The 23,637-nt window shown below is 60.7% G+C and carries 20 protein-coding genes; 4 read left to right on the top strand and 16 right to left on the bottom strand.

Annotated elements, in window-relative coordinates:
- Positions 1-8: 8 nt before the first annotated feature.
- The 9 genes from AC5SEM_RS06860 to AC5SEM_RS06820 all read right to left on the bottom strand — a co-directional run bounded on the left by AC5SEM_RS06860 (position 9) and on the right by AC5SEM_RS06820 (position 10,441).
- Positions 9-1,826: a glycosyl hydrolase family 28 protein gene (locus AC5SEM_RS06860; protein ID WP_495472449.1), complete on the bottom strand. Its 1,818-nt coding sequence runs from the start codon at positions 1,824-1,826 to the stop codon at positions 9-11.
- A gap of 13 nt (positions 1,827-1,839) precedes the next feature.
- Entirely contained in the window at positions 1,840-2,208 is a 369-nt protein-coding gene (locus AC5SEM_RS06855; RefSeq protein WP_495472448.1) for a 5-carboxymethyl-2-hydroxymuconate Delta-isomerase, read from the bottom strand.
- A gap of 23 nt (positions 2,209-2,231) precedes the next feature.
- A complete protein-coding gene (locus tag AC5SEM_RS06850; RefSeq protein ID WP_273916401.1) occupies positions 2,232-3,008 on the bottom strand; it encodes an ABC transporter ATP-binding protein in 777 nt (258 codons plus the stop codon).
- Between the two features lie 10 nt (positions 3,009-3,018).
- Entirely contained in the window at positions 3,019-3,858 is an 840-nt protein-coding gene (locus AC5SEM_RS06845) for an ABC transporter ATP-binding protein (protein WP_495472447.1), read from the bottom strand.
- 11 nt (positions 3,859-3,869) lie between these two features.
- On the bottom strand, positions 3,870-4,787 hold the full coding sequence (locus tag AC5SEM_RS06840) for an ABC transporter permease (protein WP_034152645.1): 918 nt from the start codon (positions 4,785-4,787) through the stop codon (positions 3,870-3,872).
- A gap of 62 nt (positions 4,788-4,849) precedes the next feature.
- Positions 4,850-6,460 carry an ABC transporter substrate-binding protein gene (locus AC5SEM_RS06835; protein WP_495472446.1) on the bottom strand — a complete coding sequence of 537 codons (1,611 nt, stop codon included), beginning with the start codon at positions 6,458-6,460 and terminating at the stop codon, positions 4,850-4,852.
- Positions 6,461-6,505: 45 nt separating this feature from the next.
- A complete protein-coding gene (locus AC5SEM_RS06830) occupies positions 6,506-7,519 on the bottom strand; it encodes an ABC transporter permease (protein ID WP_016987798.1) in 1,014 nt (337 codons plus the stop codon).
- A gap of 84 nt (positions 7,520-7,603) precedes the next feature.
- On the bottom strand, positions 7,604-9,214 hold the full coding sequence (locus AC5SEM_RS06825) for an ABC transporter substrate-binding protein (RefSeq protein WP_371043487.1): 1,611 nt from the start codon (positions 9,212-9,214) through the stop codon (positions 7,604-7,606).
- A gap of 72 nt (positions 9,215-9,286) precedes the next feature.
- Positions 9,287-10,441 (bottom strand): mandelate racemase family protein, encoded by a 1,155-nt coding sequence (locus AC5SEM_RS06820; RefSeq protein WP_008079679.1) that lies wholly within the window; start codon positions 10,439-10,441, stop codon positions 9,287-9,289.
- Positions 10,442-10,801: 360 nt separating this feature from the next.
- Here AC5SEM_RS06820 and AC5SEM_RS06815 point away from each other — a divergent pair, with 360 nt between their 5' ends.
- The 3 genes from AC5SEM_RS06815 to AC5SEM_RS06805 all read left to right on the top strand — a co-directional run bounded on the left by AC5SEM_RS06815 (position 10,802) and on the right by AC5SEM_RS06805 (position 13,356).
- Positions 10,802-11,527, top strand: a complete 726-nt coding sequence (locus AC5SEM_RS06815; protein ID WP_368967306.1) for an oligogalacturonate-specific porin KdgM family protein — start codon at positions 10,802-10,804, stop codon at positions 11,525-11,527.
- A 96-nt stretch (positions 11,528-11,623) separates the two neighbouring features.
- A complete protein-coding gene (locus AC5SEM_RS06810) occupies positions 11,624-12,466 on the top strand; it encodes an NAD-dependent epimerase/dehydratase family protein (RefSeq protein WP_495472445.1) in 843 nt (280 codons plus the stop codon).
- The gene (locus AC5SEM_RS06805; RefSeq protein WP_495472444.1) at positions 12,463-13,356 is read left to right on the top strand and encodes an SMP-30/gluconolactonase/LRE family protein; all 894 of its coding nucleotides are present in this window, start codon (positions 12,463-12,465) and stop codon (positions 13,354-13,356) included. The genes AC5SEM_RS06810 and AC5SEM_RS06805 overlap by 4 nt, the downstream gene beginning before the upstream one ends.
- A gap of 4 nt (positions 13,357-13,360) precedes the next feature.
- On the opposite strand, the gene AC5SEM_RS06800 is transcribed toward AC5SEM_RS06805, so the two are convergent.
- The gene (locus AC5SEM_RS06800; RefSeq protein ID WP_038364752.1) at positions 13,361-14,116 is read right to left on the bottom strand and encodes a FadR/GntR family transcriptional regulator; all 756 of its coding nucleotides are present in this window, start codon (positions 14,114-14,116) and stop codon (positions 13,361-13,363) included.
- Between the two features lie 198 nt (positions 14,117-14,314).
- On the opposite strand from AC5SEM_RS06800, the gene AC5SEM_RS06795 reads away from it, so the two are divergent.
- Positions 14,315-15,457, top strand: a complete 1,143-nt coding sequence (locus AC5SEM_RS06795; protein WP_495472443.1) for a pectate lyase family protein — start codon at positions 14,315-14,317, stop codon at positions 15,455-15,457.
- A gap of 499 nt (positions 15,458-15,956) precedes the next feature.
- On the opposite strand, the gene gspF is transcribed toward AC5SEM_RS06795, so the two are convergent.
- From gspF to gspK, 6 genes are read right to left on the bottom strand one after another with little or no spacing between them, the layout of a single operon-like run.
- Positions 15,957-17,168 carry a type II secretion system inner membrane protein GspF gene (gspF, locus tag AC5SEM_RS06790; protein WP_495472442.1) on the bottom strand — a complete coding sequence of 404 codons (1,212 nt, stop codon included), beginning with the start codon at positions 17,166-17,168 and terminating at the stop codon, positions 15,957-15,959.
- Entirely contained in the window at positions 17,168-18,574 is a 1,407-nt protein-coding gene (gene gspE / locus AC5SEM_RS06785) for a type II secretion system ATPase GspE (protein WP_495472441.1), read from the bottom strand. The genes gspF and gspE overlap by 1 nt, the downstream gene beginning before the upstream one ends.
- Positions 18,571-20,937: a type II secretion system secretin GspD gene (gene gspD, locus AC5SEM_RS06780; protein WP_495472440.1), complete on the bottom strand. Its 2,367-nt coding sequence runs from the start codon at positions 20,935-20,937 to the stop codon at positions 18,571-18,573. Before gspD ends, gspE begins: the two co-directional genes overlap by 4 nt.
- Entirely contained in the window at positions 20,934-21,476 is a 543-nt protein-coding gene (locus AC5SEM_RS06775) for a type II secretion system protein M (protein ID WP_495472439.1), read from the bottom strand. The genes gspD and AC5SEM_RS06775 overlap by 4 nt, the downstream gene beginning before the upstream one ends.
- Complete coding sequence (gspL, locus tag AC5SEM_RS06770; RefSeq protein WP_123592867.1) at positions 21,469-22,647, bottom strand: type II secretion system protein GspL; 1,179 nt, start codon at positions 22,645-22,647, stop codon at positions 21,469-21,471. Before gspL ends, AC5SEM_RS06775 begins: the two co-directional genes overlap by 8 nt.
- Complete coding sequence (gene gspK, locus AC5SEM_RS06765) at positions 22,644-23,630, bottom strand: type II secretion system minor pseudopilin GspK (RefSeq protein WP_495472438.1); 987 nt, start codon at positions 23,628-23,630, stop codon at positions 22,644-22,646. The genes gspL and gspK overlap by 4 nt, the downstream gene beginning before the upstream one ends.
- Positions 23,631-23,637: the final 7 nt, after the last annotated feature.

Here is a 23,637-nt window from a genome sequence, read left to right as displayed (position 1 = left end):
TCAGGGTTCTACGGAGGTGGTGGCTGCACATCCGTGAACGTCAGCCCGACACTCCCGGTGATTTGCCACGGGTTGGCAGCGCCATGCTCGCTGAACGACACATGGTCGAACAGCGAATCCTTCAACCCGTCGATCTGCGCTTTGGCCGGGCCACTGAAGCGCACGCGCTCGAACACCAACCCCTGATGCCAGGCGTTGTGCTGACTGTCGCCCTTGACCTCGATCGCCTTGCCTTGAGCATTTTCGATGCTCACGTCGGCGACGCGGATATCGCGAAATTGCCCGGGAATGGTTGAACGCTGGTAATCCAGCTTGGCGTTCGGATCGTTGTAGTCGAGGGTAAAAATGAACGCCTGCTTGAGCGTATTGCGGATCGCCGAGTCGCGAAAAATGACGTTACGCGCGCCGCCGCCCATGAAGTTGGTGCTCTTCATGCGCAGGCCGGCATCGGTGCCATCGGAAACGTTGTCTTCGGCCAGAATGTTTTGAATCCATGCGCCGGTATGGCTGCCGGCAACCACCATGCCGTGGCCCTTGCGGAAGTAGTTATTGAAGATCCAGGCATCTTCCTGCGGTTTTTGCTGCACGGCCTCCGCGCCGGTACCCGCAGCAAAATTGACGCAGTCATCGCCGGTATCAAAGAAGTTGTTGAAGACCATCGCGCCCTTGCTGTTGGCGAATTCGATGCCGTCGCCGTTATTGGCGTCGTAGGTTTTATGCGTGGTATTGGCCAGCACTACGTTCTCGGTTTCCAGGTTCATGATCCCGTGGAATGCCGGATTCACCACGGTGAAACCGCCGTAGAACACGTTTTTCACGTTGCGCAGGGTGATCAGCGACGAGCGCATCTGCCCGTAGGCATCCTTGACGTTCATGCCGCGCGCCACCGCTTGCTCGACTTGCGCCTTGGCCAGAATGCCGTCCTGTTGGTAGCGAGTGTTGTCGCTGGGCAGGTAGAACGGCAATGGCTGACCGCGCTCGTCGACGACATCGGCGCGGCGCTTCCAGCCGTTGCCGTCAATCGTGCCTTTGCCGACGATGCGGATGTTTTCGAACGACTGATGCTGCCGCGGATCACGCGGCAAGGCGTTGATCAGCGACGCCGGGCGCACGGTGCTCGAATACGGATACTGGATGTAGCCGGCCAGCGGATAGTCTTCGGCCCGCTCGGAACCCAACAGCGTTGCACCCTCGGCGATTTCCACGGTGATGTTGCTCTTCAGGTAGAGCGCCCCGCTTTTGTAGGTGCCCCTGGGCAACAACACTTTGCAGCCGGGGGTGCAGGCATCGATGGCGTTCTGGATCGCCAGGGTATCGAGGCTTTTGCCATCGCCCTTGGCGCCATATTTCCTGACATCGAACACGGCGGCGACCTTGCTCGTCCGCTGCACAACGGGCGGACTGTCTGCCGACTCCGTGCCATCGGTGCCCACCGAACGCACGGTGAACCGATAGGCCGTATCCGCTTTCAAGCCTTGCGCGGTGTAACTGTGAATGCCGATGCGATGATGAAAACCGGCAACATCCTGTTCGTAGAAGCGGTCGATGTAAGGTTTGGCCGGCGAGACGCGGTCATTGTTGGCGTTGCTGCCGCCCAGCAACACACCGTTGGCGTAGACCCGGTAGTCGCTGATATCGGCGTGATCGGCGGGCTTTTCCCAGACCAGAATGATCTGCTGATCATCGTAGGCCAGGGTCGGCACCTGCAATTTTGCCGGCGCCTCCAGCGCCCACGACGGCACACTGCAAACCAGCGTCAACGTGGCTGCCAGCGACAAAGCCAAAGGCTGTTTGCGCTGCGTCGGAACAACATTTCGATAAGGCATGAGCACTCCTTGTTCAGGCCGAAAATCCGGCTTCTTGCAGATATTGGCTGCGGTTGACGAACGTCTCGCGGGGCATTTCCACAACCTCCATCGACAATGACTCGACGTCCGGCAGTAAAGCGACCAGCGCCGCCACGGTCGCCGAGGCCAGACGCTGGCGCTGTTCAGCACTGCGCCCGGACAACACCGACAGGACGACGTGGACAAAATCGTCCGCGCCCGCGCCGCAGCGGTAGTGCTCGAACGTATTGAGGCGCACCTTGATGTCCCCGGCCTTGAACAGGCCGAAGGCATCGAGGGCGTCATGCACGGCAGCGAGCAGGGTTTGCTCGCCGACACGCTGGGCCAGGCTTTGCGGGCAATCGATAAGGCAATGCGGCATGTCGCGCTCCTTGATGGATCGGTTTAACCAGCGAGCTGGCGCACTGACTCCTCGCTGAAATCTCGACTGGCCTGCACCAGCATTCGCGTGTAGGCGTGGCTTGCCAGATCCTGGCTGAGCGCCTGACTGTCGAGCAGCTCGACGATCTTGCCCTGCTGCATCACCGCCACTCGATCACACAGGTGCGTGACCACACCGAGATCGTGAGTGACCATCAGGTAGGTGAGTTTCTCGCGCCGGCGCAAATCCGCCAGCAGATTGAGAATCTCCGCCTGCACCGAGACATCCAGCGCCGAGGTCGGCTCATCGAGCAGCAATACGCGCGGCTCGAGAATCAGCGCACGGGCAATTGCCACGCGCTGGCGCTGGCCACCGGACAACTGATGCGGATAGCGAAAACGGTAACTGTCGTTCAGACCGACCTTGAGCAGGATCTCGTTGATCCGGTCGTCCTTGTCGCGCACGCCGTGAATAATCAGCGGCTCACGCAGGGCCGTGTCGACGGTGTGGCGCGGATGCAGGGAGCCGTAAGGGTCCTGGAACACCATCTGCACCTGACGGAAATGTTCCTTGGGAATCTTGTGCTGCAGCGGCGCGCCGGCAATGCTCAACTCGCCCGTCCAGTGCCGGTACTGCCCGGCCAGGCAGCGCAGTACGGTGGTCTTGCCGGAGCCGGACTCCCCCACCAGACCGAAGGATTCGCCATCGGCGACACTGAGGTTGACGTCGTGCAGAACCTGATTGAGGGCCGGGCCGGCGCCGAAACTCAGGTTCAGCGCGTGTGCTTGGATCATGGACATGGTCGATTCCTCAGCAAGTCAGCCACAGTGGATCGCGTTGCAACACCGGCAGCCGTTCGCGACGGTTGTCCATGCTCGGCAACGCCGCCATCAGGCCGCGGGTATAGGGATGTTGTGCATGTTGCAGATCGCCGGCGGCGAGCGATTCGACCACCCTGCCGGCGTACATCACCAACACGCGATCGCAGTAGTTGCGCACAAGGTTGAGGTCGTGGCTGACGAAAATCAGACCCATTTCCTGCTGCTCGACCAATTCTTCCAGCACGTTGAGCACTTGCTGACGCACCGACACATCAAGGGCCGAGGTCGGCTCGTCGGCGATGATCACCTGTGGTCGGGTGATGACCATCATCGCGATCATGATCCGCTGGCCCATACCACCGGAAACCTCATACGGGTACAGGTTGTAGACCCGTTGCGGATCACGGATATGCACTTTTTCGAGCATTTCCAGCACCCGCTCGCGGGCCTCGCTGCGGCTGGCCTTGTGGTGCGCCAGATACGCCTCGGCAATTTGATCACCGACCTTGACCACCGGGTTCAGCGAGTATTTCGGGTCCTGCATGATCATCGAAATGCGCTGGCCACGAATCTTCTGCATGACCTTTTCGCCGGCCGACAGCAGATCGACTTCACCGAACTGCATGGCCTTGGCGGTGATCCGCGCGCTGGCCGGATGCAGCTTGAGCAGGCTGCGACCCACCGTCGATTTGCCCGAGCCCGACTCACCGACGATGGCGAGTTTTTCCCGCCCGAGGGTGAAGGACACGTCGCGCACGGCGTGGGTTTCTTTCTGAGCATTGACGAAGCGCACATTGAGCCCTTCGACGTTCAATTTGATTGCAGACATACAGCCTCCGATTACTCGCTGCGCGGATCAAGAATGTCCCGCAGGCCGTCGCCCAACAGGTTGAAAGCCAGGCTGACCAACATGATTGCGGCCCCCGGAACAGCCACCAGCCACCAGCACTCGAGCATGTAGCGACGCCCGGTGGAAATCATCGCGCCCCACTCCGGCGACGGCGCTTGCGCACCGAGGCCGAGGAAGCCCAAAGCCGCTGCGGTGAGGATGATCCCGGCCATGTTCATGGTCAGGCGGATGATCACCGACGACATGCACATCGGCACAATGTGCCGCAAGATGATTCGCGTGGACGAAGCCCCTTGCAGCTCGACCGCCACAACGAAGTCAGCCTTGCGCAACGACAGGGTTTCCGCCCGCGCCAGTCGCGCAATCGGCGGCCACGACGTCAGCGCAATCGCTACCACCGCGTGTTCCAGGCCCGGACCGAGCGCAGCGATAAATGCCAGCGCCAGCACCAGACTGGGAAAGGAGATGAAGATATCGGTGAGACGCATGAACACCGTGTCGACAACACCACCGTAATAGCCGGAGACGGTGCCGATAAACAGCCCGATCGGGCCGACGATCACGGTCACCAGGGTGATGATGTACAGCGTGATGCGCGAGCCGTAGACCAGCCGACTGAAGATATCCCGGCCGTATTCATCGGTGCCGAACCAGTGCGCGGCGCCCGGCGCCTGCAGGGCATTGGCGAGGTTTTGCGCCACCGGATCATGGGTGGCGATCCATGGCGCAAACAGCGCCACCACTACCAGCACCAGCGCGACCAGCAATCCGGCCAGGGTCATCGGGTTGCGCAACAAGTGCCGCAAGACTTTCAGGGCACTTTTGCAGAAGGCGTCGAAGCTGGATCCGGGGGTACGATCCGACCGCCGCTTGGCGCTCGAATCAGTAGAAGACATGTTGGCAATCATGGGCATGTTCTCGGATTGAATTCAGGATCACCCGGCGCATACGCCGACGCACCGGGCAGCGTTCAGCGTTGTTTATAGACACCCAGATAACGCGTCGCCTCGGCATCATCACCGGCGAACCCCTTGACGTCGGCGGCGCTGACCACGGTGTCGGTCATCTGCGAAATCATCATGATCGGGCCGACCTGCTCGTCGTAGATTTTTTGCGCCTGGTGATACAGGTTCAGGCGCTGGCCGGCATCGCGTTCGACCCCGGCCTGATCTATCAGGCTATTGAGCTGCGGGCTGAAAAACGACGCGCGCCAGCCCTGGAAATTCGGCAGGCCGGCGTCATCGCTGTTGTTGGGGTTGTAGGCAAACGTGCGCAGGCTGAAATACGGATGCGGATAGCGCTCGGCCCCGCGCGCAACGATGATGTCGAAGTTGCGCGCGCGCATGGCGCCGTACACCTGGTTACCAGTACCGTTGACGATGCTGGCCTTGATCCCGCCCTCGGCCAGCGTCGCTTGCAGGCGCGCGGCGATGTCGATGAAGGGCGGCTCTGACAATGTGCGAATGGTCGTGCTGAAGCCGTCCGGATAACCCGCTTCGGCGAGGAGTTTTTTCGCCTTGGCGACGTCCATGCGATACCCCGGATCCGGCAGGCGCGCCGCCAGACCGAGTTGCATCGGCTGCTGATTCAGCTTGCCGTAATACGGCATCACCTGTTCGTCGAGGCCCTTGTAGTCGATCAGGTTGCGCACCGCTTCGCGCACTTTGGGATTGGCAAATTCAGGCTGTTTCATGCTCAGCGCGACGTAGTACATAGTGCCGCGCGGCAGTGACTGCACGTGGATTTTTTCCGAACCGTCGATGGCGCGGATGTCCGGCGCGGCCATGCCATACGCCAGATCGAGGTCACCGCGTTCCAGCATCAGGCGCAGCGATTGCGATTCGGTCATGTGCCGCACCACCACCCGTTTGAGCTTGGCAGCACCGCCCCAATAACCGTCGAAGCGGGTCAGCAACAGCGAGTCGTTCGCGGTCCATTTGCTCAGCACAAAGGGGCCGCTGCCGGCCTCGTTGGTCACCAGCCAGTTAGCACCGAGATCATTGTTTTTCTCATGCGCCAACGCTGTTTTGCGATCGATCACCACCGCGCTTGGCGAGATCGCCAGCGAGTCGATCAATAACAGTGGGTCCATGGTTTGCGGCAAGTCAATGACCAGCATGTGGGCATCGCTGGCGCGGATCAGTGACTGAATGTTGTCGACGTTATAACCGTAGGCTTTCCAGGTCGTGGCCAGGCCGAAATTCAGTTTCATCACCCGGTACAACGACCAGGCCACGTCTTCAGCGGTCAGCGGATTGCCGGAGTGAAACTTGACGTCCTGACGCAAATGAAAGGTTATCTGCTTGCCGTCGTCGCTGATCGTCCAGCGCTCGGCCAGTTGCGGCAGATGCTGTTCCGGATTGCCCTGATCACGCTTGACCAGAGTGTCGTAAAGATTGGCATTGACGCCGGAAGCATCGAGGCCGGGCGCGTTGGCCGGATCGATGGAAAACAGGTTGACCATGCTCATGCCGACGATCAGTTGATCGGCCGGCGTCTTGGCGCTGGCCTGGGTCATCGGCACCAGCGCCAGGATCGCCGCCAGCAGGCCAGCGTGCAGTTTGGTAAATGCAGTCGTCATTGAAAAATCCTTGTTTTTATAGTTTTGGTGCCGCCGCCAGGCGTGTTAACGGGTGCGCGGATCGAAGACCTTGTACAAGGCATCGCTGATCAGATTGAGCGCGACAAAAATCAAACCGATCACCAGCACACAGCCCATCACCGCGTTCATGTCGCCGAGCATCAGGCTGCTGGTCAGGTACTGGCCGAAACCCGGCCAGGCAAAGACCGTTTCGATCAGCACCGCGCCTTCGAGCAGCGAGCCGTAAGCCAGCGCCACCACTGTGAGCAGTTGCACGAGGATGTTGCGAAAGGCGTGGCCCCAGACCACCTGGCGACGCGACAACCCCTTGACCCGAGCGGTGATGATGTATTCCTGAGACAGTTGCTCGAGCATGAAGCTGCGCGTCATCCGACTGATGTAAGCCACCGAGTTCAGCCCGAGGATCAGCGCCGGCAAGACGATGTGGCGCAAGGCGCTGGCGAAGGCTTCCCAATCACCCGCCAGGCTTGAATCGATCAGCAACAGCCCGGTGACTTCGGGCACCATGCCGTCGTACGCCAGGTCGATGCGACCGGCGCCCCCGGCCCAGCCGAGCCAGGCGTAAAACACCAGCAAGCCCATCATGCCCAGCCAGAAAATCGGCGTGGAATAGCCGAACAGGGTAATCACCCGCGCGACATGATCGCCCAGTCGCCCCTGATTGCTCGCCGCGCAGACGCCCAGCGGCAAACCGATCAGCACACCGAAGAGGATGGCCAGAGTCGCCAGTTCGATGGTGGCCGGAAACACTCGGCGGATGTCATCGAGCACCGGGTGCCCGGTCAGCAGCGCGTTGCCGAAATTGCCGTGCAGCAAGTCATTGAGGTACAGGCCGAACTGGGTCCAGATCGGCTTGTCCAGCCCCATCGCCCGGTACACCTGATCGTAGGTCGAACTGTCGGCGTCCGGCCCGACCACCGCCAGCACCGGATCGAGCGGCATCACCCGACCGATGATAAACGTCAGCGCCAGCAGGCCCAGCAACGTCACCAGTACCGTGCTGGCACGCCGCGCGGTATTGGAGGCGCGGGCTCCCATGGCAGAGGCAGTCATAACAAACATAGTGAGCTCCTGATAAAACGGTCACCGGTGCACCCGGCACGCGAAGTTCATCCGTGCATTTCAGCGTTTTTTGTAGACGTCTTTGTAGCGCGTGGTCGCGGCCGTGTGCCCTTGAAAATCGGCAACATCGGCGTAGACCAGCACCGTATCGGTCATTTGCGAGACCGGTAGAATCGCGCCCACTTGCTGATCGAGTTGCTGCTGGATGTCCTGATACTGCGCCTGCTGTTTCTGCGCATCGGGCTCGACTTCGGCACTCTCGATCAACTGATTCAACTCGGGACTGTAAAACGAAGTGCGCCAGCCCTGGAAGTTGCTCAGCTTGGCTTCGTCACGGTTATCCGGGTTGTACACCAGCGTGCGCAGGCTCGAATGGGGATGACGTTCGGCGCCGCCACCGCCACGGCCGACGATGATGTCGAAACTGCGCTCACGCATGGCGCCGTAGATCTGGTTACCGGTGCCGGTGATGATGCTGGCTTCGATCCCGGCCTGCGCCAGCGTCGATTGCAGGTTGGAGGCAATATTGATGAACGGCGGCTCGGCCAGCACGCGAATACTGGTCTTGAACCCGTTGGGGTAACCGGCTTCGGCGAGGAGTTTTTTTGCCTCATCGACATTCAGTCGATAACCGGGATCCGGCAAGCGCGCGGCCAGTCCCAACGGCATCGGCCGCTGATTGATCACGCCGTAGTGCGGCATGACGGTCTGGTTGATGCCTTGATAGTCGATCAACGAGCGCACGGCCTTGCGCACGCGCGCGTCGGCGAACATCGGCTGCTTCACACTCAGTGCGACGTAATACAGAGTGCCGCGTTGCAGAGTTTGCGTGCGGACCTTGTCGCTGTTCTGCAAGGCCTGGATGTCCGGCGCCGACATGCCTTTGGCGATGTCGAGGTCACCGCGCTCAATCATCAGCCGCAACGACTGCGACTCGGTCATGTTGCGCATGACGATGCGTTTGAGCTTGGCCGGGCCACCCCAGTAACCGTCGAAACGGCTCATCAGAATCACGTCGTTGGCACGCCAGTCATTGAGCACGAAGGCACCACTGCCGGCGGTGTGCGTCACCAGCCAGGCGGCGCCCAGGTCATTGTTCTTCTGATGTTCGAGGACTTTTTTGCGGTCGAGAATGAAGGCACTTGGCGAGGTCGCCAGCGTGTTGAGCACCAACTGCGGATCGGTGGGTCGCGGCAATTCAATGACGAAGGTATTGGCATCGGTCGCGCGCATCGAACGCTCGACATTGTCGGCGGTAAAACCGTAAGCCTTCCAGGTCGACGCCAATGCGAGATTGAGTTTGAGCACGCGCTGCAACGACCAGGCGACGTCTTCGGCGCTCAACGGGTTGCCCGATTGAAATTGCACGCCCTGGCGCAGATTGAAGGTCAGGGTCTTGCGGTCGTCGCTGACTTGCCAGCGCTCGGCGAGTGCCGGCAACAGCCGATCCGGCGCAGCGACGTCTTGCACCAGCAACATGTCATAGAGGTTGGCATTGATCTCCGACACGTCCAGACCTGTGGCCGCCGCCGGGTCGAGGGACAGCAAATTGATCATGCTCATGCCGACGATCAATTGATCGGCCGGGGTTTTGGCATGGACGACAGGTAGCGCGGTCACCGTCAGGGTAGCCGCCAGAACCCGCGCCCACAGCGAAGGAAGAATGTTCATAGCGAGAGTGCCTTTCTTATATTTATAGGGCTCTCGGACAGCCCGGCATGCACCGGGCAGCCCGCGTACACGTCAGAAGCTTTTAAGCGTGTTCATCTCGATGAAGTTGAAGTCGATGTCTTCGCCCAGACCCGGCAGGTCGGACAAATGCACAAAACCGTCGCTGTCCATCGGGTCGACCAGGCGCTTGAGGTACGCCGGCACCTCGTCGTAATCCAGGTACGGGTGCAGCAAGCCGCGCTCGTACCAGGTGCAGTTCTTGATCGCGCCAACCACCGTCAGGTTGGCTGCGCCGTTGCCGTGAATTTCGCAGTCCATGCCAAACGACTCGGCCATGTGTGCGACTTTCAGGCAAGGCCCGATCCCGCCGACCCCGGCAACCCCGGCACGCAGGATGTCGCAAACGTCGTGCTTGACCCAACTGGCCCGGCTCAGGTGTTTGCCGGACAGGGTTTCCGGGCCGAGTACCGGAATGTCCAGTTGCCCCGCCAGCCAGGCATAGGATTCGGCGGACTCTTCCATCATCGGTTCTTCGAACCAGGCGAAGTCGAGTTTTTCCAGTTCGCGTCCGATGTACAGCGCTTCGGTGCGGCTGTACCAGTGATAACCGTCGAGCATCAAGGCAATGTCCGGGCCCACCGCTTCGCGCACCGCCGCGCAGGCTTTGACGTCAATGCGCGGGCTCGGCGCGAACGAGACCGGCGGCATCCAGGTGTGCAACTTGATCGCCTTGTAGCCGCGCTTGACCAGCGTTTCGGCAAAGCGTCCGTAGTCTTCCGGCGTCGCCAGGCCCTCCGGCAATTCATCGCCGCACATGGTTGAGCCGTACGCCGGCACCTTGTCGCGAAAACCGCCGATCAACTTGTGCACCGGCACGCCGAGCTTGCGCCCCGCCCAGTCCCACAACGCCTGCTCGACCAACGCCAGCGCGCGATCAGTCAACTGGCTGGCGCTGCCACGCTGCCAATGGGCCAGGTCATGCCAGATCTTTTCGCGATCAAAGGCGTTCTGCCCGACCAGCACCTTGCGCACAAAACCGTCCAGCACATAAGGACGAATCAGCTCCGGCGCACCGAGGGCGTAACCCTCCTTGCCGTCTTCGGTCTGGATGCGCAGCAACGCCATTTGCGCCTGACTGACATCGCCGGGATGAGCATGACCGGCGCTGTCGACTGCGCGGCGGGTGGGATAGGAAAAAACCTGGACGTTGACTGCTGTGATTCTCATGGACGTCTTGAGCCTTCTTATTGGATTTGTGACAGGAGTGTCGTCGGTTGCGACCGATCATAGGTCATCGTACAACACTTGAAAAGACCCAATAACACCTCTTCGAATCGAAGTATTTGCGGCTAAACGTCCAGCAAAGCGCCATATTTAAAGATGACTACGGAATAACAGGACTTGCTTTAGACCCCTATTCATAGGGCATATATGTATCAATATGTTTCTAAACCAGCAAAATCACGTAGACGAGTCATCTTGTCGTACGATAACTTATATCTGCGCCTCAAATGAGAGCCATACGCAACATCGCGGTGCCTGTAGTACTCGTCAAACGACCCTAACAAAAACAAAAAAGAAGACCGTATGAACACCACCCTACGCACGCTCGTCACTGTCGCGGCCCTCGGCCTGCCCTTCGCTGTCAACGCTGACTCTGCCAGCCTCAACTACCGCCACCAGTACACCGAGGAGGACAGCGCCCACGCCGACCGAATCAAGCTCAACTACCGCCTGGACAGTGGGCTGGGGTTTGAGGCGGAGATGAAATACCGCACGGCCGGTGACCGCAAAGATGTCGCCTACGACAACATGGTCAACAACGGCCATGAGTTCACGGTGAGCTACAACTACAAGCTCAGCGCGCAGTCGACGCTGACCCCGGCGTTTCAGATGGACAGCTCGAAGGATGCGACCGCCTACAAGTTCGGCCTCAAGTACAACTACAAAATCGACGACGCCTTCTACGTAGCGACGCGCTATCGCCTGGACCTGCGCAAACTCGATCGCGATCAGGTCAACAAAGACATGCCCGATCACTACAAGGATGACCAGACCACCCACCGCTTCGAAGGCTGGCTCGGCTACACGCCAGCCAACAAGTGGGCTTACGAATATCAGTTCATCTATTTCAAGACCGACTACATCCGCTACGACAACAAGAAGAACGACTACGAACAGAACCTGATCGTCAAATACAAGCTCACCAAACAATGGGCGCCCTTCATGGAAATCGGCGACATCAAAGTCGACTCCACCTCACCCGACCGCCAGGCTCGCTGGCGCCTGGGCGTGCAGTACAACTTCATGTAAGCCGCGCACTGGTTTTGCCTGGCGAGCGCGCATCGCTTGTCGGGCAGACACCCGCCGCCCATCCCCTTTCACCACCGCGTAATGGAAGACCCGAGCATGACCACACACGCTACGCAAGCCAAACCCTTCAACCGTATTCTGCTGACCGGCGCCGCCGGTGGGCTCGGCCAGATTTTGCGCGAAACCCTGCAGGTTCACGCCGACATCGTCCGCGCCTCGGACATCAGTGCGATGACGCCGAGCCGCGGCGCGCAGGACGAAGTGATCAACTGCAATCTGAGCGACAAGGCCGCTGTCGCCGCGCTGGTCGAGGGCGTCGATGCCATCGTGCATTTGGGCGGGATCTCGGTGGAGCGATCCTTCGAAGAAATCCTCGAGGCGAATATTCGCGGCACCTTTCACGTTTATGAGGCCGCGCGTCTGCACGGGGTCAAGCGCATCGTCTTCGCCAGCTCCAACCACGTCACCGGTTTCTACCCGCAGGACGAACAGATCGACGCCCATTCGCCGCGTCGCCCGGACGGTTATTACGGTTTGTCGAAGGCTTACGGCGAGGACTTGGCAACGTTCTATTTCCACCGCTATGGCATCGAAACAGTGAGCCTGCGCATCGGTTCCTCATTCCCCGAACCGCGCAACTTGCGCATGCTGGCGACCTGGCTGAGCTATACGGATCTGCAGCACCTGATCGCCCGCGCACTGCTGGCCAGCGATGTCGGGCACAGCGTGGTGTACGGGGTGTCCGCCAACCGTGATCAGTGGTGGAGCAACCGCCACGCCGCGCACCTGGGCTTTGCGCCTCAGGACAGTTCCGAAGCCTTTCGCGCAAAGGTCGAACAACAACCGGCACTCGCTGCCGACCACCCGGACCGCTTGTATCAGGGCGGCGCCTTTACCGCAGCAGGTCCGTTTGAAACGCCGGCGCAGGCGCGCTCATGACGGCCGAACTGATTGTCGATGCGCGCAACGCCACCGGTGAAAGCCCGGTCTGGCAAGCCGACGAAAATGCCTTGTATTGGGTGGATATTCCGGCCGGCCGCTTGCATCGCTGGCAACTCGACGGCCAGACCGACTGCTGGCAGGCGGATGAAATGCTCGCCTGTATCGCCCGCAGCGAAGCGGGACATTGGTTGGGCGCGCAGGAAAGTGGCCTGTTCAAACTGCGCCCGCAGGCTGACGGACGTCTGGCTGCGGAAAAGCTCATCGGCGTCGAGCACGCCCGCCCGCGCATGCGTTTCAATGATGGTCGCTGCGATCGTCAGGGACGCTTCTGGGCCAGTTCGATGCCAACCGCCATGGGTGCCGAGGCGGTCGGCGCGCTGTATCGCTACGACGCGCAAAAGCCGAATGATGCATCGGTTCTGGCGCCGCAACTGGAGGAACTCGTGGTGCCCAACGGCCTGGCGTTCAGTCCCGACGGGCGCACCCTGTACCTGTCCGACTCGCACCCGAGCCGGCAACTGATCTGGGCCTTCGATTACGACATCGACAGCGGCACGCCGCACAACCGCCGCGTGTTCGTCGACATGAACGACCACCCCGGTCGACCGGACGGTGCCGCCGTCGATTCACACGGCTTTTACTGGATCTGCGCGATTGATGCCGGCCTGGTGCTGCGCTTTACCCCGCAGGGGAAACTGGATCGCGCGCTGCCGGTACCGGTAAAGAAACCGACGATGTGTGCCTTTGGCGGCCCTCGGCTCGACACCCTGTTTGTCACCTCGATTCGCCCGCAAGGCATCGACCTCGCCGATCAGCCACTGGCGGGCGGAGTCTTTGCCCTCAACCCGGGCGTTCAAGGCCTGCCCGAACCCAAGGCCCGCGCCTGAGGCTTCAGACGTTCAACGCCGCCGCGTCTGCAGCTTCGTAGGCACGGCGCAGACGCTCGCGGCTGTTGGACAGATGCAAACGCATGGCTGCGCGCGCGGCGTCGGAATCACGCCGGACAATCGCAATGTAAATGTCTTCATGCTCGCGACTGAGGCGCTCCAGATAGGGCTCCTTGCGGTCATTTTCCAGGCGTTTGGAATGCAGGCGTGTGCGCGGCAGAATGTTCGCGCCCAGGTGCAGCATGATGTCGGTGAAATAGCGGTTGCCGGTGGCCAGCGCAATTTGCTGGTGGAACTGGAAATCCGCCGACACGGCGTAGTCGACGCTGACGGCTCGGGAGTTGATGGCGTCCAGCGAATCACGCATCAGTTGCAGCTGCTCATCGGTACGCCGCGCACACGCCAGGCCGGCGGCCTCGACCTCAAGGGTGATGCGCAACTCAAGCACCGCCAAGACATCCTGAAGCGTGACGATGCTGTCCGGATCAATGCGAAAACCGCTTGGGCTGGGAATGTCCTGAACAAAGGTGCCGATACCGTGACGGGTCTCCACCAGGCCCGCTGCCTGCAGACGCGATATCGCCTCGCGCACCACTGTGCGACTGACGCCGTGCTCGGCCATGACCTGAGATTCAGTCGGCAGCTTCGTCGCGCGTGCGAGTTCGCCACTGCAAATGCGTCGGGACAGCTCGGTGACCAGGTCCTCCGCCAGGCTGCGATGCCGGCGACGAACATTGGGTGTGGCGTTGGATCTGTCCATCAGCAACAAAAATCTCGAATTTTCGAATAATTACGCATCATAGCCCATTCAGTTGTACGACAACGCACCAGTTCAATGATAGGATTTCTCATGCAGCGGACGTTCGATTCGCTGCACTGGCGATAAGGACGTCCGCTCGAGAAACACGTGGAGACATCGCGTGTAAAACACTCAAGTTAATCAAGGATCTGATTACTCATGACAAAACCAACAACCTTCACGGCCTGCAAACTGGCCAGCGCCATCGTCGGCAGCCTGCTGTTTTCCAGCCTGCCCGCACAAGCGGCCGATATCTGGCTGGATGTTGCAACGACTGGCTGGGCCACGCAAAACGGTGGCACCAAGGGTGGCTCCAGAGCGGCAGCCAACAACATCTACACCGTGAAGAACGCTGCCGAACTGAAGACCGCACTCAGCGCTTCGGTCGGCACCAACGGTCGCATCATCAAGATTACCGGGCCGATCGACATCAGCGAAGGCAAAGCTTATACGACGACCGCTGATATGAAAAAGCGCGGTCGTCTGGATATCCCGGGCAAGACGACCATCGTCGGTACGAGCAGCACGGCAGAGATCCGCGAAGGTTTCTTCTATGCCAAGGAAAACGATGTGATCATCCGCAACATCACCATCGAAAACCCGTGGGATCCCGAGCCGATCTGGGACGCCAATGACGGCAGCGCCGGCAACTGGAACTCCGAGTACGACGGGCTGACCATCGAAGGCGCCAACAATGTGTGGGTCGACCATGTCACCTTCACCGATGGCCGCCGCACCGATGACCAGAACGGCACCGCCAACGGTCGTCCAAAGCAACACCACGACGGCGCACTGGACGTGAAAAACGGCGCCAACTACGTGACCATTTCCTACTCGGCGTTCAAATCGCACGAGAAGAACAACCTGATCGGTTCCAGCGACAGCCGCACCACCGATGATGGCAAGCTCAAGGTCACGATCCACAACACCCTGTTCGAAAACATCTCCGCACGCGCACCACGCGTTCGCTTCGGCCAGGTGCACCTGTATAACAACTATCACGTGGGCAGCACCAGCCATAAGGTCTACCCGTTCAGCTACGCGCACGGTGTGGGCAAAAACTCGAAGATTTTCTCCGAGAAAAATGCCTTCGAAATCTCCGGCATCAGCGGCTGCGACAAAATCGCCGGCGACTACGGTGGCAGCGCTTACCTTGATCAGGGGTCTACGCTCAATGGCACCTTGCTGACCTGCAAGTGGGGCACCAACATCGGCTGGACCCCGCCTTACAGCTACACCCCGCTGAACGCAGACAAAGTCGCGGCCGACGTTAAGGCCAAGGCTGGCGCTGGCAAGATCTGATTGGTCGATGTAACCGTGTCAATGAAAAGCCCTCGGTGACGAGGGCTTTTTCATGTCTGCTTGAAGCTGGTGCGGGGGTGGAGTTGGAGTTCTGGGAAAATCTGGATTATTCATTGCCCTGACTGGCCCCTTCGCGAGCAGGCTCGCTCCCACAGGGAGTGATGTTGTTAATGCAATTTCCTTCACACCACAGAAACCTGTGGGAGCGAGCCTGCTCGCGAAGGGGCCGGCCCAAACACCACCAAAACATCAAAGACACCACTACTGGATCAACTCAGTGCTCGCAATGATCGAATGCCATTTACCTCACACCACAGAACCCTGTGGGAGCGAGCCTGCTCGCGAAGGGGCCGGCCCAAACACCACCAAAACATCAAAGACACCACTACTGGATCAACTCAGTGCTCGCAATGATCGAATGCCATTTACCTCACAACACAGAACCCTGTGGGAGCGAGCCTGCTCGCGAAGGGGCCCGATCAGACACCATCAAAACCGGCTACTGGACCAGTTGATTAATCTCAATGATCGGCAACAACACCGCCATCACAATCACCAGCACCACCCCGCCCATGACTACGATCATCAGCGGCTCCAGCAGCGCGGTCATGCCCATCGCCCGCCGCTCGATATCCCGCGACAGGGTTTGCGCTGCGCGCTCCAGCATCGGTGGCAGTGAACCGGTTTTTTCGCCGCTGGCGATCAGGTGAATCAGCACCGGAGGAAACACATTTTCCACCCGCAACGCTGCCGCCAGGTTCACGCCCTCGCGCACCTTGGCCGTGGCCTCAGTGACGCTCAGGCTCAAGCGGTCATTGGACAGCGTCTGCCGCGCCGCCTCCAGTGCGCGTAACAATGGCACACCGGCGCCGCCGAGAATCGCCAACGTCGAGGCGAAACGTGCGGTGTTCAGACCGAGGATGAAACGCCCGAACAACGGCAACTTCAGCACCCGATGATGCCAACTCAAACGCGCCGCCGGGTTACGCAGATACAAACGCCAGCTCCAGAACGCGCCGACCATGATCCCCGCGCACATCCAGCCCCAACTGCGGATGAAATCACTCGCATTGAGCATCGCCAACGTCAGCCCCGGCAAGTCCTGCCGCGCTTGGGAAAACGCGCTCACCACCTGCGGCACCACGTAACTGAGCAGGAAAATAACAATGCCAATCGACACCAACCCAACCACGCCCGGATAAATAAACGCGGTGAGAATCTTGCCACGCAGGTTGTTGCGTTCCTCGATGTAATCCGCCAGCCGCTCCATCACTTGCGCCAGATCGCCGGATTCTTCACCCGCCGCAATCAACGCGCGATAGATCTCGGGAAAATCCCGTGGTCGCGCCGCCAATGATTCCGCCAGACGCATACCACTGCGCACATCGGCGCGCACGGCGCTGAGCGTGTGGGCGATGTGCTTTTTCTCAGCCTGCTCGACCGTGGCACTCAGCGCCGCTTCCAGCGGTAGACTCGCGCCGAGCAGACTCGCCAGTTGCCGCGTGGCCCACGCCAGATCGTTGTCCGAGAGCTTGGCGCTGAACAGTCCACCGCCGCCGTGCTGGGCGACGTTGCTTTCTTTGTGCACCGATAAAGCGGTCAAACCGCGCCCACGTAATGTTGTGAACGCGGCAGCCTGGCTGTCCGCCTCAAGATGCCCGGATTCGATCTTGCCGGTGGCGTCGGCGGCTTCAAAACGATAGCGATTCATCAGGCATCCCGTGTCACACGGAGGATTTCTTCGGGCGCGGTGGCGCCGCTGCGGATCCAGCGTTCACCGTCCTCACGCAAGCTGAACATCCCGGCCTTGGCGGCTGATGCGCGCAGAGCCTGCTCCCCAGCCCCTTGGTGAATCAGGGTGCGGATGTCGTCGTCGATGCAGAACAATTCGTGAATGCCGGTGCGGCCGCTGTAGCCGGTTTGATTGCACGCTGGGCAACCGACCGGGCGCCACGTTCCCGGCGCCGCCGGGTCTTCCTGCTTGCACTGATTGCACAGGCGCCGCACCAGTCGTTGTGCGAGCACCCCGAGCATCGACGAGGCCAGCAGAAACGGTTCGACGCCCATGTCGATCAAGCGGTTGACTGCCGACACCGCGTCGTTGGTGTGGAGCGTCGCCAACACCAAGTGACCGGTCAACGATGCTTGCACCGCGATTTGTGCGGTTTCCAGATCGCGGATTTCACCGATCATGATGATGTCCGGGTCCTGACGCAGGATCGCTCGCAGCGCCAGGGCAAAAGTCATGTCGATTTTGGCATTCACCTGAATCTGGCTGATCCCCGGCAAGTCGTATTCCACCGGATCTTCGACGGTGAGGATGTTGCTGGTGCTCGCATCGAGCCGGGCCAGTGCCGCATAGAGGCTGGTGGTTTTACCGCTGCCGGTGGGGCCGGTGACCAGGACGATGCCGTGGGGCTGGCGGATCAGATGATCGAGTTTGGCCAACACCTGCGCGTCCATGCCCAGCGTTTCCAGATGCAGACGCCCGGCCTGTTTGTCGAGCAGGCGCATCACCACACGCTCGCCATGTCCGGTTGGCACCGTGGAAACACGAATATCGATCGGCCGCCCGGCCACCCGTAAGGCGATGCGACCGTCCTGCGGCAGCCGTTTTTCGGCGATGTCGAGCTGGGCCATGATCTTGATCCGCGACACCAACGCACCGTGTAACGCCTTGCGCGGCGAGACCACATCGCGCAGGGTTCCGTCGACCCGATAGCGCACCACCGAATGGGTTTCGAACGGCTCGATGTGAATGTCGCTGGCCTCATCGCGCGCGGCTTGGGTCAGCAGTGCGTTGATCATGCGGATCACCGGCGCGCCGTCCTGAGTGTCGAGCAGGTCAGTGATTTCCGGCATGTCCTGCATCAGCCGGTCGAGGTCGACTTCGTTTTCTGCAGCGCCGACCACTGCCGCCGCACTACCGGTGTCGGCGTAAGCACTGGCGAGCAAGCCATCGAGCTCGTCATCGCGCACCCGCTGAATCGTGGTCGCACCAAACTGACGCCGCGCCTCGCTGATCGACCAGCCCGGCGTCGACGGGCACACCGTCAACACGCCATCGCACAACAGAATGCGCTGCGCCTTGGCCCAGGCGTAGGGCAGCGAACTCATTGGATGGGCACCGCTTTGATCGTCGCGCGCGGCCCTGAGGCGGGCATAATCGCCGGCACACCCTGCGCCGCCGTCGGCAACTGCGGCGCCTGCATGTCCGGCATCGCCCAGCTGCGTTCAGGCTGCAAACCGCCTTGCGCGCGGCGCATGAAGTCATAGCGATTAAGAGTAATGCTGCGCCCCGCTTCGCTGTCGCGAATGATGTACGGGCGCAGGAACACCATCAGGTTGGTCTTGGTAATCGCTCGACGCTCGTTGCGAAACAACGCGCCAATGCCCGGCAAGCTGCCCAGCCACGGCACCGCGTCATTGCTCTGGCTGTAGCCGTCCTGCAGCAACCCGCCAAGGACCATGATCTGGCCGTCGTCGAGCAAAATACTGGTGTCGATCGCCCGTTTGTTGGTGACAATTCCCGCCGAATTGGCACTGGCCGAAGCCCGCTCATCAATGCTGCTGACCTCCTGATAGATGTCGAGCTTGACCGTACCGCCCTCAGAAATCTGCGGGCGCACGTTGAGCTTCAAACCGACCTCTTCCCGGGTCACGGTCTGGAACGGGTTGTTGCTGGTGCCCCCGCCGCCCGTCACATAACTGCCGCTGACAAACGGAATGGTCTGGCCGACAAAAATACTCGCCGCCTCGTTGTCCAGGGTCAGCAGGTTCGGCGTCGACAGCACGTTGGTGCCGCCCTTGCTCTTCAACGCGCGGGCCAGCACTTTCAGATCGAGAATCTTGCCGATGCCGGGGATATCGACGGTGCCGTTGACGTAGCCCAGATTCAAACCTTGCGGCAGTACATCGATGCTGGTCTTGCCGTTGGTGTTGATCCCCGAACCACCGAGATTCGCGCCACCGATCACGCCGTTGCCACCGAGGTTGCCGGTCTGCCATTGCACGCCGAACTCGCTGGCATCGTCCTCGCCGACTTCGACAATCAGGCTTTCGATCACCACTTGCGCACGACGCTGGTCGAGCAGATCGATGACTTCGCGCAGGTTGCGATACAGCGGCTCCGGCGCAGAAATCAGCAAGGTGTTGGTAGTCGCGTCAGCCTGAATGGTCACGCCGCCGGCACTGAAGGCGACGTTCTGTTCGCTCGCCTGATTACCGCTACTACTGGTGCCGCCACTGCCTTGTGCGTAACTGCCACCGGTACTGCCGCTGCTATTGCTGGTCGATGTCGTGCCGCTGGTTTGCGTACCGCTCTGGCCGTTCTGCCCAGCACTACCGCCGGTACTTGCGCCCATCGCACTGAGCACCGAACGCGCACTGTCACTGGTGCCGCTGTCACTCTCTCCCGTCAGCAAACCGCGCAGCGCCTGCGCCAGTTTCGCCGCCTGCGCGTTACGCAGATAAACCACGTGCAGATTGCTCGGATTGCTCTGCGCGTTATCGAGTTTGTAAATCAAATTGCGCGCCAGCTCAGTACGCTCCGGGCTGCCAGCGCGAATGATGATGGTGTTGGAGCGCGGATCACCAATCACCGCGATTTTCTGCGTCGGATCATTGCCCGGCGCATCGAGCAAATCCGCCACCATCGGCGCAATGTCGGCAGCGATGCCGTTCTGAATTTGCACCACATCCGTGTCAATCGCACTCGGCGAATCAATACTCGCAATCAACTGCGCAACGCGGGTCAGGTTCTCGGCGTAATCGGTGATGACGATGGTGTTGTTGCCCGGATAGGCGTTGATCGGATTGTTCGGCGAAACGATAGGCCGCAGCACCGGAATCAGGTTCACCGCGTTCTCATATTGCAAACGAAACGTGCGTGTGAGCATGCCGTTACCGGCCGGTTTGTCGGCGCTGTAAATCGGCCCGCCGAGCAACTTCGCATCCGCCTCCGGCACCACCTGCGCGACACCGCCGACATCAACCACACTGAAACCCTGCATGCGCAACGCCGCCAGCAGCATGTCGTACGCCTGCCGCGCCGGTACCTGACCTTCTGAAACCAGCGTCAACGTACCCTTGACCCGAGGGTCGACGAGAAACTGCTGGCCTGTCGAACGAGACAGAGCCCGCACCACTGCTTGAATATCGGCGTCGACAAAATTCAGCGTCACCGGTTGATCGCCCAACGGATTACTCGGCAAGGCAATGCCCGACGCCGCCGCGCCACTGCGCGCACTCTTGGTGATGTTGTGCAATGGCTTCGGCACAGGTCGCGCCTGAGCCTGCGCACGTTCGCGATCGAGCACCGCATCGCCGCTACGCTGGGTGTTGGCCAGCGGCCGCCCGAGTTCACTGTCGACCAGCAACGGCGGCTGATTCTGCGGCGTGGTGGTGTTGCTGCACGCGCTCAACGCCATCAGCAGCATCGGCAACGCCAGACGTGCCGGTTTGGATCCTGACCCCTTCATGAAGCTTCCTTAGCGCCCAGCGCCTGATCCATGCGAACGGTGCCTGACAAAGTGCCGGCCGTATCGTCGACCTTGGCTGCGTCTGCACGCTGCAAACGAGCCTCGACCACTTCAAGTGAAAACTGCACGGGGTGGATTAACAGCCAACTGATGACGGCATCAGCGGGCGCATCCTCGAACGTCAACTGCCAAGCGGTGCCAATTGCCTGCAATTGGTAGTGACCAAGCAGCCCGCTGCCATCGAGAGATTGCTGCAATGACCGCTCGAAGTTTTGTCCGATGGGCGCTGTCGCCACCTCGCGCAACAACAGATCCAGCGCTTCGGCCTGGCCACGCAACTTCGGCGTTTCGGTCTGCCAATGCTCAATCTTTTTCAGCGGTGGCTGGACGAGCAGCAGCCAGATCAGCACGCCCCCCAACATCAATGCGGTGCCCGCGACCAGGCGTTTTTCGCGCAAGGTCAGCGGCGCCCAATGCCGATGAATCTGTGCTCGCAGCAGCAGCCAGCGAGCCCGATAGATCGCCAGTAGATTATTCATCGTCGCTGTCCATGACGGCATCGTCCTCAACCGCTGCCGGCTCAATCTGCGGGCTGAAAATCCACACGTTGTCTTCGCGCCTGGCGACCAACCCGGCCTGCGTCAGCGCTCCCGGCAATGCGCCATCGGCGGGTGCCTGCGCAGTGTCGGCGGCCAACTCCAACTGCAAACGCCCCTGCTCATAGGTCATGCGCTGGACGCTGCCCGCCATGAACGGCAGCGCGCTCGCGGCGTGTTGCACCAGGTAGGCAAACCCGTGATTCGCGTCGGCCGCCACGCCATTGTGTCGAGCCGCCAGTTGCTGGCGAGCCTGCTGCAACGGATTGAGGATCACCGGTAACTCTGGAAAAGCCTGCTTTACCCGCTGGCTCATTTGCGCCTTGAGCTGCTCTCCCCGAGTCACTTCACGGGCCGCGTAAAGGTTCAGCCCAGACACCCAGATCGCAATCGCCAAGGCACAACAGAAGGCTGCCCTGCCCCAACCGATTGTGTGTCCGGCAGCCTTGCCGATGCCTGCATGCAACCCCCATCCCGGCGCAACGCCACACCAGCGCTGCTCCGCAGGTCGTGGTTCGACGACTGTTGCAGGAGCATCCGCGCCGATCCACTGCAAGCCGCGACCACTGGTGACGAGTTCATCCAGACGCTCCTGCGCCAAGGGTTCTACCGAAGCCTGCGCACGGCTGAAGCGCAGCAGCAATTGCCCGTCCAACACGCACGCGCTGACCTGCCCCTGCGCGGGCACCGGCAAAGCATAAGGTGCCGGGTAAAGGCCTCGCAGCTTCAATCGGTGCTGAGCCAATAACAGCCCGAAACGATCCAGAGATGCCTGCGCGAGCCACGCCAGCGACACTTGCCCCGAGACCTCACGAGCACTGTGTGCAACGTACATCTGTTCAGTGCCACCCAGAATCAGCGCCTGCGCGGCACACTTCACCGCCGCCTCGATCTTCACCGGCGCCAGCGGTGGCAACTGCAAACTGGTCAGTACGCTGTCCGCCGGATGCAGAAAAAACTCGACGGGCTGTAACGGCGACTCCTGCTCAATCAGCAACAGCGTACTGACACCGACCTGACTGACCTGGTCGTGCCGATCCAGGCGCGCAAATTCAACCTCAGAGTCTGAGGTCAAACCCGCCAGCGGCGGCAAGGCGACGCGCAGGCGAGTCATACGCCGAGCCTCGACCAGACCACTTTCGGCAGGTCGTCGGCGGGTTGATGCAGCAACGCATCCAGGCTGACGCGGCGCTGGTCACGACGCGCGTGTCCGCGCAGCAGAAACCAATCGCTGCTGATGCCGACGTTCAGTCCGTCGACGGTCAGATGCGGCAAGTGCAGACGGTTGACGAAGTCCCCGCGATTGATGAACCACTGGCCCCGATCGCGCTCCGCCACCACGGCCCTCGCCTGCGCCAGCGATAAACCCGGCACCACCGCCACCAATACCTCGGCGCTGGCAGTATTACCGTTGACCCAGGTCTTGGCCGGAATCAGGCTGACATACTGATTCAAACGCCCAAGCAGCTCCTCGTTCATGCCTTCGAGGCCACGTAAATCATCAAGGCTGCGCAACATCGGCTGAGTAGCCGGCAAGGGACTTCGGCGCGCACTCGGCGATGTCGCACGGACGCCGTCGAAACCCGTCTGCGCCATGCTTTGCCCGACGGCTTGCACGTCGGGCATTCTCGGGTAAGAGGCAATGACTCGCTGACTGATGCGCTGGCTGAGGGCAGCATCGATTCCGATCATTTCGCAGAGGCGTTCGAAGCTGCGCAACTGTCCGCCATCGACGCGCTCATTGCTGAGTAAATTGCGCAAATTGAACTTGCCCTGCTGATCCTCGATGCGCCCCTCGAAACCGCCCCCCGGCGAATTCAACAAATGGCTTTTGACAGGCTGCGCCCAAGGTTGATCGAGCCGGGTCAGCGCGTCCTGTTGACGCGTGTCCCTGAGCAGTTGCCGACTGAGCTCCAGCCCCGCCAACAGTGCCGCAGCGCCCTGCACTCGGGACTGTTCCGCTTCAAGAGAACGGGTAAAGACGCTCTGCCGGGTGAGCATGCCAGCCGCAATCACCGCAACTACGGCGGCAATCAGCAAGGCGCTGATAATGGCCATGCCGCGCTGCTTCTGCGCCTGTGGCGAGGATGATTTCATGGCCGCT

It is taken from the genome of Pseudomonas sp. CH61 (assembly GCF_059429415.1).
The sequence above is the reverse complement of the archived record's forward strand: the minus strand, read 5'-3'. Positions and strand labels throughout refer to the sequence as shown.